A 12,982-nucleotide genomic window follows, 5' to 3' on the forward strand; every position below is an offset into this window, starting at 1 on the left:
TTAACTCCGTTTTCAGGCATCTTAGGGCAGGTTGAAGGCGAAGTTGCAGATGTCTTCAAAAGATCGCAGCGGCCACATCGGGCCGTGCCGCGGTGGGGCTGCTGTAGCTGGATATGATAATCGGGGGCAGTTGCCTGCGCCCGCCTCACCACTGGAAAGGGCACTGATATGACACGAACTGCAAAAATTCTTCACCTTGCCGCACTGACGGCTGCGGCGGCGATGTTTATCGCATCTACCTCACAAGCCAGCGCACAAGGCACGCGTAACTGCGGCCCCCGCGACACCGTGGTTGAGCGTTTGGCCACTGGTTATGGCGAAACGCGCCAATCTGTCGGCATCGGATCAAACAACGCGATGGTCGAGGTTTTCGCCAGCGACGAAACGGGCAGCTGGACGATACTGGTGACGCAAGCAACCGGCCTTAGCTGTCTCGTCGCGTCGGGGCAATCGTATGAGCAGGTCGCCGAAGCGCTGCCAGCCGCAGGCAATGACGCCTAGGTCAGCCCGTCATAAATCAACTTTGCGCCCGTCACTGTCAGCAAGACATAGGTGAGCGCAAAGAACGCACGCTCGGGTACGATCCGGTGCGCACGCACGCCCAGCCATGTGCCTGCCAGCGCAAATGGGGCAAGCATCAGATTGGCCTTCGCCGTCTCAAGCGTGAACATCCCTAGAAACGCATAGGGGATAAATTTGGCTATGTTCACAGCCCAGAAGATAAGGACAGAAGTCGCCTGATATCCTGTCTTGCCCAACTGGCGCGACAGCAGGAAAACGGCGGCAGGCGGTCCGCCCGCATGGCTGACAAAGCTGGTAAAACCCACAGCCACACCCGCAATCACGCCAGCACCGTCGGGCATTTGGCGCGTCCCGATCCGCAGCCAGCCCTGTTTTATGCTGATTTGCCACGCCACGAATCCAACCGACAGGGTCCCGATCAGCAGCCGCAGCACATCGGGCGATGCCACGCGGTAGAGCGCAGCCCCCAGCGCGACCCCCGGCAGCGCACCCGCGATAATCAACAGCGCCTCGCGCCGATGCCAGCGCCCCCAATAGGGCCGCAGCGAAGCCACATCGACCAGCATCAAGAGGGGCAACATAACCCCAAGCGCCAGCCCCGGATCAACAACCAACGCCAGCACCGAAGCCGAGGCAAAAGCCGCGCCCGAGCCAAACCCGCTTTTTGAAATGCCCGCAAACAAGACCGCAGGGCCAGCCACCGCAAAGAACCAAAGGTCGAGATTGAGCATGTTCGCCTCTTGAAAAGGTAGGACTAATTTTGCTTTTTAGGCTAGGTGTCAGGGGTATCCAATGCCCCCTTTCGGTTTTGCCCGATCGAAGGCCTGTGTCAGGAGCACCTGCATGCCATGATGCGCAAGGAAGATTCTGGCGCAGTGTGAACAGCAAGGTCACGGCGGAGATAAGCGGCCCAGACGTTGTCAAAGACACGCATAGCGATAAATATTTTGCCATGAACCCTTAGGAAGTCGCCCTGGACGATGCGCCCAGATTCAATGCGTTCGATAACGACTAGGCGCAAAAGCACATTAATTGTGCATTCAAGTGAACAGAACTCCAACTTGCATGGTTGGGCAGATGGGTTTAAGCCCGCGCCGAACGCAACCTTATGGAGTACTCCAAAATGGCACGAGCCAAAATTGCGCTGATCGGCGCGGGTAACATCGGTGGCACATTGGCCCACCTCGCCGCTGTCAAAGAATTGGGCGACGTCGTTATGTTCGACATCGCCGACGGCCTGCCACAGGGCAAAGCACTCGACATCGCTGAATCCGGCCCTTCCGAAGGGTTTGATGTGGCCATGTCCGGCACCTCGGATTACGCAGACATTGCTGGCGCAGACGTGTGCATCGTGACTGCCGGTGTTGCCCGCAAACCAGGGATGAGCCGTGATGACCTGCTGGGCATCAACCTCAAGGTTATGAAATCCGTTGGCGAAGGCATTGCTGCCCACGCGCCAAACGCATTCGTGATCTGCATCACCAACCCGCTCGACGCGATGGTCTGGGCTCTGCGCGAATTCTCGGGTCTGCCACATGAAAAAGTCTGCGGCATGGCTGGCGTTCTCGATTCGGCGCGCTTCCGTCATTTCCTTGCGGAAGAGTTCAACGTCTCCATGCGCGACGTGACGGCCTTCGTGCTGGGCGGCCACGGTGACACGATGGTGCCGCTGGTGCGGTATTCGACCGTTGCAGGCATCCCTTTGCCGGATATGGTAAAAATGGGCTGGACCACGCAAGAGAAACTAGACGCTATCGTGCAGCGCACCCGTGACGGCGGCGCCGAGATTGTCGGCCTGCTGAAAACAGGTTCCGCGTTTTACGCCCCTGCAACTTCGGCGATCGAGATGGCCGAAGCCTACCTGCGTGACCAAAAGCGCGTGCTGCCATGCGCGGCTTACGTTGATGGTGCCTACGGTCTGAACGGCTTTTACGTTGGCGTACCGACAGTGATCGGCGCAGGCGGCGTTGAGAAAGTCGTCGAGATTTCAATGGATAAAGACGAGCAAGCCATGTTCGACAACTCCGTCACCGCAGTGAAGGGTCTGGTCGAGGCGTGCAAAGGCATCGACGGCTCGCTGTCGTAAGCTCGACCATATACCACAATTTAGGGGCGTGCATGTTCGGGCACGCCCTTTTCTATTTCAGACCGGAAGCGCAGGCTTTGTCTCAAAGCCTGTCCCAGAAAATTTTGTAATTTTCTGCCGCCGTTCTCATTTATTGATGCGCCTTCCTTTATTTGTGATCACAGTCAAGTATCGTGTGATCACAAAACTGGCGGGCTGCGACAATTTATATCCCAATTAGCGCAAACAGCCCTGCGAATTGCCGTCTGCATAGGTGACACGGGCGCAAAATTTGATAGTACTAGCTCCAAGTATGCAAAAAGGAGCCTCTCATGGCCGATGTGAACCGGGGCAACCGCCCTCTCTCGCCGCATTTGACGATTTATCGTCCACAGCTGACATCAATGACCTCGATCCTCACCCGTATCACGGGCAACGCAATGCTGATCACTGCGCTGCTGGTCGTTTGGTGGTTCCTGGCGGCGGCAAGTGGTCCTGCCTACTTTGCAATCGTGGATGGTCTGCTGACCAGCTGGTTTGGCGATCTGGTTATGTTCTTCTCTGTGCTGGGCTTGTGGTATCACACGCTGGCAGGCGTGCGTCACCTGATCTGGGATAACGCCGTCATGATGGACATTCCCACGGCCGAAAAACTTGGTTGGGCCTGCATCGGCGGCTCGGTCCTCCTGACCCTCATCACCGTCATCGCGGTTTAAGGAGCGAACACATGGCATTTATGACAGACCGCAAACGCGCCGCCGGCCTTGGCTCTGCCAAATCGGGCAGTGCGCACCACTGGTCCATGACACTCAGCTCGGTCGCTTTGCTGATCCTGCTGCCGCTTTTTGTCTTTACCTTCGGGGCGGCCCTTGGCGGCAGCTATGAGGACATCGTGGCCTACTATGCGCGGCCCTTCCCCGCGATCATCGCGGCCCTGACAATTCTGGTGAGCTTCAAGCACTTCAATGATGGCGTGCGGACCCTGCTGGAGGATTACGTGCACGGGCTGGCGCAAAAGATCGCCATCATCGCGATGACCTGCATCAGCTACGGCGCGGCGGCCATCGGCATCTTTGCGATTGCGCGTCTCGCGCTTTGATCCGCGCCTTGTCGGGGTGCGACATATGGCGTGGCGGTTTAACCTTTGCTGAACCGCCGCCCATGCTAAGTATAGACGAAAGGGCGGGTCGTTCCGCCATTTAGGGAATTCCACTTTCGACGCAAAGCGTCGGCGACATTTACGGGATCGGCTGCGCGGAGTGCGCGCACAGACCCCAAACATCGAGAGGGCACGACATGGCTGCTTATGAATATGAAACCCACGAATACGACGTTGTAGTTGTAGGGGCAGGGGGCGCGGGCCTTCGCGCGACACTCGGCATGGCCGAGCAGGGGCTGAAGACGGCCTGTATTTCCAAGGTCTTCCCGACGCGTTCGCACACGGTTGCAGCACAAGGCGGCATCGCGGCCAGCCTGTCGAACATGGGCCCCGACAACTGGCAGTGGCACATGTATGACACCGTCAAGGGATCTGACTGGTTGGGCGACACGGATGCGATGGAATACCTCGCCCGCGAAGCCCCCAAAGCGGTGTACGAGCTTGAGCATTACGGCGTTCCATTCTCGCGCACCGAAGAAGGCAAGATTTACCAGCGCCCGTTTGGCGGCCACACCACCGAATTCGGCGAAGGCCCCCCCGTGCAGCGCACCTGTGCCGCCGCTGACCGTACCGGCCACGCGATTCTGCACACGCTTTACGGTCAATCGCTCAAGCATAACGCGGAATTCTACATCGAATATTTCGCCATTGACCTGATCATGTCCGACGACGGCGTCTGCGAGGGCGTGCTGTGCTGGAAGCTCGATGACGGCACAATGCACCTGTTCAGCGCCAAGATGGTCGTGCTGGCCACGGGCGGCTATGGCCGTGCGTATTTCTCTGCGACTTCCGCCCACACCTGCACAGGTGACGGCGGTGGCATGACGGCCCGTGCGGGCCTGCCGCTGCAAGACATGGAATTCGTGCAGTTCCACCCCACCGGCATTTACGGCGCGGGCTGCCTGATCACCGAAGGCGCGCGCGGCGAAGGTGGCTACCTCACCAACTCCGAAGGTGAGCGGTTTATGGAGCGTTACGCGCCGACCTACAAAGACCTCGCGTCCCGCGATGTTGTTTCCCGCTGTATGACGATGGAAATCCGTGAAGGACGCGGTGTGGGCGATAAGGGCGACCACATCCACCTGCACCTCAACCACCTGCCTCCAGAAACGCTGGACCTGCGGTTGCCGGGTATCTCCGAATCCGCCCGCATCTTTGCCGGCGTTGACCTGACCAAAGAGCCGATCCCTGTACTGCCCACCGTGCACTACAACATGGGCGGTATTCCTACGAACTATTGGGGTGAGGTGCTGGCACCGACCAAAGACAACCCTGACAATGTCTCCCCCGGTTTGATGGCTGTGGGCGAGGCGGGCTGTGCTTCTGTGCATGGTGCGAACCGTCTGGGCTCGAACTCGCTGATCGACCTCGTGGTCTTTGGCCGCGCCGCGGCCATTCGCGCCGCCGAGATCGTGGACCCGAAAACACCTGTCCCAACGCCGAACAAACGTTCGGTCGAGGCGGCGTTCTCGCGCTTTGACGGATTGCGTTATGCCAAGGGTCACGTGCCCACGGCCGAGCTGCGCCTTGAGATGCAGCAAACCATGCAGGCCGACGCGGCGGTGTTCCGCACCGACAAAACGCTGGCCGAGGGCGAGGAGAAGATGAAAGGCGTGAGCGCCAAAATGTCAGACGTCAAAGTCACCGATACCTCGCTTGTCTGGAACTCGGACTTGATGGAAACGCTGGAGCTGACCAACCTGATGCCAAATGCGGTGGCCACCATCACCGCAGCCGCCGCACGCAAGGAAAGCCGTGGCGCCCACGCGCATGAGGATTACCCGGACCGCGATGACGAGAACTGGCGCAAGCACTCGCTCATCTGGTTTGAGGGCAACGAGGCCAGCCTCGGCTTCCGTGGCGTACACACCACGCCGCTGACCAGCCATAACGAGGGCGGGATTGACCTGAAGAAAATCGCGCCGAAAGCGCGGGTTTACTAAGCATGACAGTGGCGGCGCAGATTGCGACACCTTGGGCGCGGGCGGGGTATTCCCCCACCTGCGCGCTACAGGTGTTCGGCATGCGCCGCTCTGGCAACCACGCGATTATCGACTGGCTCTTGCGGAACATGCCTGACGCGGCCAGCGGTGCGATCTTTTATAACAACTGCAAATTTGGCAAAGACCCGCTGCGGGCTTACGGCTCGCTTGATGTGTATAACGCAGCGGGTGAAAAGCAGCCGCATATCGATGTGGCAGATCCGGACCGGATCGCACAGGGCGGCCATGCGCCGATGGTTGTCGTCTCCTACGAAGACCGGATGCCGCAACCCGCAGGCCAGCCGCAAAAAGCAAGCAACAGCTTCGCCGACGGTGATTTCACGCAGCAGGTCATCATTTACCGCAGCTTTCTGAACTGGTCCGCATCGCTTTTGGCGAAGATTAAAAAGAACGAAGGTTTCGGTGCGACCGACCGTATGCGCATCATGACGCTGGCTTTTGCGACCTATGCGCAAGGGCTGGACCGTGTCGCCGCAGCTGAGGGCGTGATCCCCATATGCTATGACGACTGGATGCTGTCCGAAGACTACCGCGCCCGCATTCTGGCACAGCTGAACCTGCCGCAGCGCGATCTGGGCCGTGGCAAGGTGCAGCGGTATGGCGGTGGCTCGTCGTTCCAGAAAAAGGTCGCCTCTGCCGCTGATCTTGACAGTGTGGCCCGCGATGCGGCCATGGCGAATGACGCGGAATATCAGGTGCTTTTGTGGACAGCTGCCCATGATTTGCGGTTCATGCAACGTATCCTTCCCCATTTCGAACAAGATGCAGATCGGATGGCCACGCTGGCCGAACGCGCGAAACTGCACATGACCCTACCGCCCAGAGAGGCCCACACATGATCCGAGCATTCATCCCCCTTGCCGCCGCCGCACTGGCCCTGACCGCCTGCACCGAAGTACAGGACGCCGCCGATAAAACAGGCCGCAAAGCCGCGGCATCCGCCGTGACCGAAGTCGTCGCGATCCATTTCCCGCAGGTGCCAAAGCCCCTGATCGAGACATTCACTGGCTGCATCATCGACAACGCCGCCGCCGTTGAGGTGCGCGAATTGGCCAAAGCCACGGTTGTGGGCGTTGATGATGACACCGTCGCCGTTGTGCGTGCCGTTCTGGCCCGCCCCGTCACTCAGGATTGTTTGCGCCAGCGTGCGGTGAACGCATTTTAATTTGAACTTCGCCGCGCAAATTCTGCGCGCCCTACCGACCAAAGGAACAGCATCATGGTACAACTGACGCTCCCCAAAAACTCCCGCATGACCAGCGGCAAGACGTGGCCCAAACCCGAAGGTGCCACCAATATCAAGGAGTTCCACATTTACCGTTGGAACCCTGATGATGGCAAAAACCCGTCGGTAGACACGTATTTCGTCGATCTCGACGATTGCGGCCCGATGATCCTGGACGCGATCATCAAGATCAAGAACGAGGTCGACCCGACCCTGACCTTCCGCCGCTCGTGCCGCGAAGGCATCTGCGGGTCCTGCGCGATGAACATCGACGGGATCAACACGCTGGCCTGTACCTACGGCATGGCGGAGGTCAAAGGCGTGGTGAAAATCTACCCTCTGCCACACATGCCTGTGGTCAAGGATCTGATCCCCGACCTCACACATTTTTACGCGCAGCACGCCTCGATCAAACCGTGGCTGGAGACAGATACACCTGCCCCCGCGAAAGAGTGGAAGCAGTCGATTGACGATCGTGAAAAGCTTGACGGTTTGTATGAGTGCATCATGTGTGCCTGCTGCTCGACCTCATGCCCCAGCTACTGGTGGAACGGCGACCGCTACCTTGGGCCCGCCGCCTTGCTGCACGCCTACCGCTGGATCATCGACAGCCGCGACGAGGGCACGGGCGAGCGTTTGGACGATCTTGAGGATCCCTTCAAACTCTACCGCTGCCACACGATCATGAACTGCGCCAAGACATGCCCCAAGGGCCTGAACCCTGCGCTGGCGATCAGCCAGATCAAAAAGCTGATGGTTGAGCGGACCGTCTAAGCCCGACTGATGTTTGGCTGGTTTAAGAAGAAAAAGAGCAGCGGCGCGTCCTTTCCACAGGTCGCGCCGCCGCCGCTTGTGCCCGCAGGTCCAATGGATGAGGCGGCGCTTGAAAAACGGATGCGCCGCAGCTGCGCGCCGTTGGTGTTTCGTAAACCCGCAAGTATTGATCCGTTCGAGACGATGTTCGGGGCTGTCCGGCTTGCGCAACGGGGCGAAGCATGGCCCGAATGCAACGGTGTGCCCATGTGGCCCCTGTGCCAGATCAACCTAAAAGCCGCGCCGATGGTCCCCAAAGGGTTGAGCGATCTTGCGTTGCTTACGATATTCATCTCGCCTGAAACATCCCGCGCACCAACGCAGATTATTGATACATCCGATCCGGACGCGGGTGCGACGTGGGCGCTGCGTAGCTATCCGCTGCTAAGTGGCCTTACGATCCCCCAAGCGCCGGATCACAAAAGCACGCTGTCTGCGCGGGGTGGTGAATGGGGCGCGGTCACCCCTGATTACCCGAACCACGATAACGCAGGCGCAGTCATCGATACTCTGGCCAATGATGTCTACGCTTTTGAATGGGCGCGGGGCGTCTACCAAACCAAGCTGGGCGGCTGGCCCAGTACTGTCCAGTCCGAGCCTTGGTGGGACTACACCAAATCAGACGATACATGGGACTATGTCCTGCAAATCGAAAATGAGCCAAAGGCGGGCTGGCACGGTTGGGGCGATGGTTGTGCCTTCATCGCACGCTCACGCGAGCGGCCGCATATGTGGGCCATCGACGTCCAGTTCACCTGATGATCTTGCTTTTTGCCCCCATCATCATCGGCGTTGTCGCCTATCTGGCATGGCGCAACCGCGACATCCGCAGCTGCCGCTGGCGCGAGGACCGCACCGGCGACAAGGGCGCGTTGCGGATGTACCGCTGTGTTTCCTGCGGGGCCGAGGCGTTCACCGCCACCAAGGGCCCGCCGCAAACCTGCAAAAAGGGTCTGGGCAACTCACCGCTGTGACGAGGCGTCAACTCTCGACAGGGGCACGGACCCGCGTGTAGCCTTTTGGCATAGCCACAAGGGATACCGACACATGGGCGATTTTTCACCCGACATCATCATCATCGGTGCAGGACTGGCAGGCATGACCGCCGCGCATGAGGCGATCCAGCGCGGCCGCCGCGTGCTGATGCTGGACCAGGAAGGCCCGCAATCCTTGGGCGGGCAGGCATTCTGGTCCCTTGGCGGTCTGTTCCTTGTCGACAGCCCCGAACAGCGCCGCCTTGGCATCAAAGACAGCGCGGAGCTGGCGTGGAGCGATTGGCAAGGCTCTGCCCAATTCGACCGCGATGAGGATGCAAACCCGCGCCTCTGGGCCGAGAAGTTCGTGGAGTTCGCCGCAGGGGATATGCGCAGCTGGCTACACGGCCTTGGCATGCGCTGGTTCCCCGTTGTCGGCTGGGCCGAGCGGGGCGGGGAGCTTGCTGGCGGGCACGGCAACTCGGTCCCGCGGTTCCACATCACATGGGGAACGGGCACAGGTGTGGTCAAACCCTTCGCTGATCTGATGGTGGGTTATGCCGCTGACGGTCGGCTGAAAATGGGGTTCCGCCACCGCGCCAATGCGCTGATCGTGGAGGGTGGCTCTGTCAAAGGTGTCAGCGGCGACATCCTTGAGGACACCACCGCCGCACGCGGCAAATCCACCTCGCGCAAGGTCACAGGCAGTTTCGAGCACCGCGCCGAAGCGGTTGTCATCACCACAGGCGGCATCGGCGGCAATCACGCCATGGTGCGCAAACACTGGCCCGCCCGTCTTGGCAAAGCGCCCAAAACCATGGTCGCAGGCGTACCTGACTACGTCGATGGCCGCATGCACGGCATCGCCGCAAAAGCGGGCGCGGGCCTCATCAACGAAGACCGCATGTGGCATTATTGCGAGGGCTTGCAAAACTACGATCCGATCTGGCCCAACCACGGCATCCGCGTGCTGCCCGGCCCGTCCTCCATGTGGTTCGATGCCAAAGGCGACCGGATGGAGGCGCCCTTTATGCCCGGCTTCGACACGCTCGGCACCCTGCGCCGCATCCTCAGCGCAGGCGAACACAGCTGGTTCATCCTCACCCAGAAAATCATTGAAAAAGAGTTCGCCTTGTCAGGCTCCGAGCAAAACGCAGACCTGACAGAGGGCGGCTGGCGCGAGGTTCTAAGCGCAAGACTGGGCAAAGGGGCAACCCCCGCAGTCGAGGCCTTCAAGGAAAAAGGCGCGGATTTCATCGTGGCCGACGATCTGGAAACGCTGGTCACCCGCATGAACGCGCTCACCCCCGACGCGCCGGTCAAGCTTGATCACATCCGCGCCCAAATCCGCGCCCGCGATCTGCAACTGGACAACCCGTTTTGCAAGGACGCGCAGATCACCGCCATTCGCGGTGCGCGCAGCTATAAGGGCGACAAGCTCATCCGCACCGCCAAACCTCACGCGATCCTCGACGCAGCAAACGGCCCGCTCATCGCTGTCCGTCTCAACGTGATCACCCGCAAATCGCTGGGCGGTCTGCACACCGACATCCAGGGCCGCGTGCTGACGCCCGAGGGCGAAGTCCTCAGCGGCCTTTATGCGGCAGGCGAAGCATCAGGCTTTGGCGGCGGCGGCTATCATGGCTATAACGCGCTTGAAGGGACCTTCCTCGGCGGGTGCCTCTTTTCAGGCCGCACAGTAGGACAAAACGCATGACCATCCCTACCGATGCGCAAAAGCGCCGCGATATCGAACCCGTCATCTGCTATCCGGTAGAGACATTGCCCGCCCCCGATATGGCGCTGTTGGACCGCGCTCGCGCCTCCCTCACCAAAACAGGCGAAGTCATCGTCCCGCCCCGCGAGGCCGCGACCTTCACCGTCCCCGCAGGCCACTTCTTCTCCATCACCAGCGTCGAAGGCTCCCAAGTCGGCGATCTCAATCTATGGAACGCAAACGACCTGAGCGAGCGTTTCTACAGCGGCAAAACCCGCGCCCTGCACGGCACCCACATCACCCGCGGCCAACGCATGTGGTCAAGCTTTCCAACCCTGCGCCCCATGGCCACCATCACCCACGACAGCCTTGAATGGTATGGCAAGGACGCTTACGGCGGCTCGGTCCACGACGTGATCGGTACCCGCTGCGACCCCTACACACACAATCTGCTGTCAGGCGATCACTACCACCACTGCTGCCACTCCAACCTCACCCGTGCGCTTGCCGACCACCTCGGCACCCCATTAGCTCAGGCAGAGCCGCACATCCACGATGTCCTCAACGTCTTCATGTGCACAGGCTTCACCCGCGACACAGGCCAATACTTCATGAAAGCCAGCCCCGTCCGCCCCGGCGACACCCTGCAATTTTTCGCCGAGATCGACCTCATCGGCGCCCTCAGCGCCTGCCCGGGCGGCGATTGCAGCACCGTCCACTCCTCGGACCGCGCCCAATGCCACCCCCTTCTGATCGAGACATTTGCCCCCGATCCTGAAATCCTAAAGGACCACCCTCTCAACGCGCCAAATGCCTATAATCGCACGCACGGTCGCTAACCGCTTCTTTATTTTGCCCTTAAACTCAATCCCGCACGCGCAGCGCGCTCAACCTTCGTGAAAGGCCGCTTCCAGCGCAATCTCGACCATCTCCCCAAAGCTCCGCTCACGGTCTTCCGAGGGCAGCGCCTCGCCGGTCTGCAAGTGATCTGACACCGTCAAAACGGCCAGCGCACGCCGCCCGTGGCGGGCAGCCAGCGTGTACAGCTCGGCGGCCTCCATCTCGACGGCCAGAATACCGTGGCGCACCATCTGCTCGTCCAGATCAGGCCGCTCGGCGTAGAACACATCCGAGCTATAGATGCCGCCGACATGGGTCTTGGACCCTTTGGCCTCTGCCGCGGCAACCGCTGCCCTCAGCAATCCCCAATCGGCGCAGGGCGCGTAATTCAATTCCCGCATAATACCCGACGAAGGAGAGGTGATTGTGCTGGCTGTCATCGCAATAATCACGTCCCGAATACCAACATGCGGCTGCATCCCGCCGCATGACCCGATCCGGATCAGGGTCTGCGCGTCATAGGTGGTGATCAATTCGTTGGCATAGATAGACAGGGAGGGCATCCCCATGCCCGACCCCTGGATCGTCACACGGTGGCCGCGCCATGTGCCGGTAAACCCCAGCATCCCACGCACTTCGTTGACCAATTCAGCCCCCTCCAGAAACGTCTCGGCAGCCCAGCGGGCGCGGTAGGGGTCACCGGGCATCAATACGGTTTGGGCGATCTGGTCGGGGCGGGCGCCAATATGGACTGTCATTTGTCTGTCTCCTGTCTGGGGTCGCTCTATTGATGCCTACCCTGTGCAGCGGGGGCAAGTTCCAATGGAGGTTTCCCATACTCGTCTATTGAAAAGGGATGGGGTTTGTTTGCCGCATCACAATTCGAAAGGGAATTGAAATGCGTATAATGAGTATCTGTGCCGCTGCGGCACTGGCCCTGTTGGCTGCCTGTGATGTAAGCCATCCCGTCGCCGTCGTCGGACCGGGGAATTCAGTATTTAAGGGCTCCGCCACAGCAACATTTCTGGAAGGCGGCTGGTTTCAGGCAACCAACGGAGCCACCTCGTGCCAGGGCCGCTACCGACCCGGATCGCAGTCAGGGACTGTCACTTTCCCTGTGAATTGCTCGAACGGGATGACAGGAATTGGGACCGCAACCTATGAAACGCCCCGCGCCGGGGGCGGTACAATCGTCATGAAAGACGGCAGTCGCTGGAAATTTATTTTTGGTCGCGCGGCACTCGCCGTTTAACAGTTCACGCGGGAGTAGCGGTTTTTTGCCACTGCTCCCGCGTGAATGGAAAGCAGATTAAATTTCGAGCGTGGCGGGATCGATTCCTTTTGCAACTACCGCACGAAACCAATTTGGTTGACGGCCCTTGCCCGTCCAGGTGCGCGATGCATCGGACGGGTCCGCGTATTTCGCAACAGATGGTTTCTTTGCCTTTTTCGTGCCTTTGGCTTTTTTCGGCTTCGCATCGTTACCCTCATCTAACTCGTTGAGGGAAAAGCCGTATTCGGCCGCAGCGCGTTCTGCTGCTTTGCGGGCGTTGCGGCGGTCGCGTGCCGCCGCAGCCTGTAGTGCTTTTTTTACATCCACCAAAAGCCGTTCAAGCTCTTTGCGATTCATTGATTTCAGATCAGTCATTTTCGATAAAACTCCC

At 59.8% G+C, this 12,982-nt stretch carries 15 protein-coding genes; 12 read left to right on the forward strand and 3 right to left on the reverse strand.

Features of this window, described 5'->3' with window-relative positions; translation table 11 throughout:
• The first annotated feature begins 168 nt into the window (after positions 1 to 168).
• Positions 169 to 501: a hypothetical protein gene (locus ABMC88_RS04700; protein ID WP_349575688.1), complete on the forward strand. Its 333-nt coding sequence runs from the start codon at positions 169 to 171 to the stop codon at positions 499 to 501.
• Here ABMC88_RS04700 and ABMC88_RS04705 read toward each other — a convergent pair.
• The gene (locus ABMC88_RS04705; RefSeq protein WP_349575689.1) at positions 498 to 1,253 is read right to left on the reverse strand and encodes a sulfite exporter TauE/SafE family protein; all 756 of its coding nucleotides are present in this window, start codon (positions 1,251 to 1,253) and stop codon (positions 498 to 500) included. The two genes, ABMC88_RS04700 and ABMC88_RS04705, sit on opposite strands and share 4 nt — an antisense overlap.
• A 392-nt stretch (positions 1,254 to 1,645) precedes the next feature.
• Between ABMC88_RS04705 and mdh the strand changes: the two genes are divergently transcribed.
• The 11 genes from mdh to ABMC88_RS04760 all read left to right on the forward strand — a co-directional run bounded on the left by mdh (position 1,646) and on the right by ABMC88_RS04760 (position 11,317).
• A complete protein-coding gene (gene mdh / locus ABMC88_RS04710) occupies positions 1,646 to 2,608 on the forward strand; it encodes a malate dehydrogenase (RefSeq protein ID WP_349575690.1) in 963 nt (320 codons plus the stop codon).
• Positions 2,609 to 2,919: 311 nt separating this feature from the next.
• Positions 2,920 to 3,303: a succinate dehydrogenase, cytochrome b556 subunit gene (gene sdhC, locus ABMC88_RS04715; protein WP_349575691.1), complete on the forward strand. Its 384-nt coding sequence runs from the start codon at positions 2,920 to 2,922 to the stop codon at positions 3,301 to 3,303.
• Positions 3,304 to 3,314: 11 nt separating this feature from the next.
• Positions 3,315 to 3,686, forward strand: a complete 372-nt coding sequence (gene sdhD, locus ABMC88_RS04720) for a succinate dehydrogenase, hydrophobic membrane anchor protein (RefSeq protein ID WP_349575692.1) — start codon at positions 3,315 to 3,317, stop codon at positions 3,684 to 3,686.
• A gap of 197 nt (positions 3,687 to 3,883) precedes the next feature.
• Complete coding sequence (sdhA, locus tag ABMC88_RS04725; RefSeq protein WP_349575693.1) at positions 3,884 to 5,689, forward strand: succinate dehydrogenase flavoprotein subunit; 1,806 nt, start codon at positions 3,884 to 3,886, stop codon at positions 5,687 to 5,689.
• A gap of 2 nt (positions 5,690 to 5,691) precedes the next feature.
• A complete protein-coding gene (locus ABMC88_RS04730) occupies positions 5,692 to 6,588 on the forward strand; it encodes a hypothetical protein (protein WP_349575694.1) in 897 nt (298 codons plus the stop codon).
• Positions 6,585 to 6,914: a hypothetical protein gene (locus ABMC88_RS04735; protein ID WP_349575695.1), complete on the forward strand. Its 330-nt coding sequence runs from the start codon at positions 6,585 to 6,587 to the stop codon at positions 6,912 to 6,914. The genes ABMC88_RS04730 and ABMC88_RS04735 overlap by 4 nt, the downstream gene beginning before the upstream one ends.
• A 54-nt stretch (positions 6,915 to 6,968) precedes the next feature.
• Complete coding sequence (locus tag ABMC88_RS04740; protein WP_349575696.1) at positions 6,969 to 7,748, forward strand: succinate dehydrogenase iron-sulfur subunit; 780 nt, start codon at positions 6,969 to 6,971, stop codon at positions 7,746 to 7,748.
• A 9-nt stretch (positions 7,749 to 7,757) separates the two neighbouring features.
• Positions 7,758 to 8,546, forward strand: a complete 789-nt coding sequence (locus ABMC88_RS04745) for a DUF1963 domain-containing protein (RefSeq protein ID WP_349575697.1) — start codon at positions 7,758 to 7,760, stop codon at positions 8,544 to 8,546.
• Positions 8,546 to 8,761, forward strand: a complete 216-nt coding sequence (locus ABMC88_RS04750) for a hypothetical protein (RefSeq protein ID WP_349575698.1) — start codon at positions 8,546 to 8,548, stop codon at positions 8,759 to 8,761. The genes ABMC88_RS04745 and ABMC88_RS04750 overlap by 1 nt, the downstream gene beginning before the upstream one ends.
• Positions 8,762 to 8,834: 73 nt before the next feature.
• On the forward strand, positions 8,835 to 10,478 hold the full coding sequence (locus tag ABMC88_RS04755; protein WP_349575699.1) for an FAD-binding dehydrogenase: 1,644 nt from the start codon (positions 8,835 to 8,837) through the stop codon (positions 10,476 to 10,478).
• Positions 10,475 to 11,317, forward strand: a complete 843-nt coding sequence (locus ABMC88_RS04760; RefSeq protein WP_349575700.1) for an urea carboxylase-associated family protein — start codon at positions 10,475 to 10,477, stop codon at positions 11,315 to 11,317. The genes ABMC88_RS04755 and ABMC88_RS04760 overlap by 4 nt, the downstream gene beginning before the upstream one ends.
• Before the next feature lie 48 nt (positions 11,318 to 11,365).
• Here ABMC88_RS04760 and deoD read toward each other — a convergent pair whose 3' ends face one another.
• A complete protein-coding gene (gene deoD, locus ABMC88_RS04765) occupies positions 11,366 to 12,076 on the reverse strand; it encodes a purine-nucleoside phosphorylase (protein WP_349575701.1) in 711 nt (236 codons plus the stop codon).
• Positions 12,077 to 12,627: 551 nt separating this feature from the next.
• Positions 12,628 to 12,966: an H-NS histone family protein gene (locus ABMC88_RS04770; RefSeq protein ID WP_349575702.1), complete on the reverse strand. Its 339-nt coding sequence runs from the start codon at positions 12,964 to 12,966 to the stop codon at positions 12,628 to 12,630.
• Positions 12,967 to 12,982 lie beyond the last annotated feature (16 nt).

This window comes from Sulfitobacter aquimarinus, assembly GCF_040149565.1.
In the GTDB taxonomy this organism is placed as follows: Bacteria; Pseudomonadota; Alphaproteobacteria; order Rhodobacterales; family Rhodobacteraceae; genus Sulfitobacter; species Sulfitobacter aquimarinus.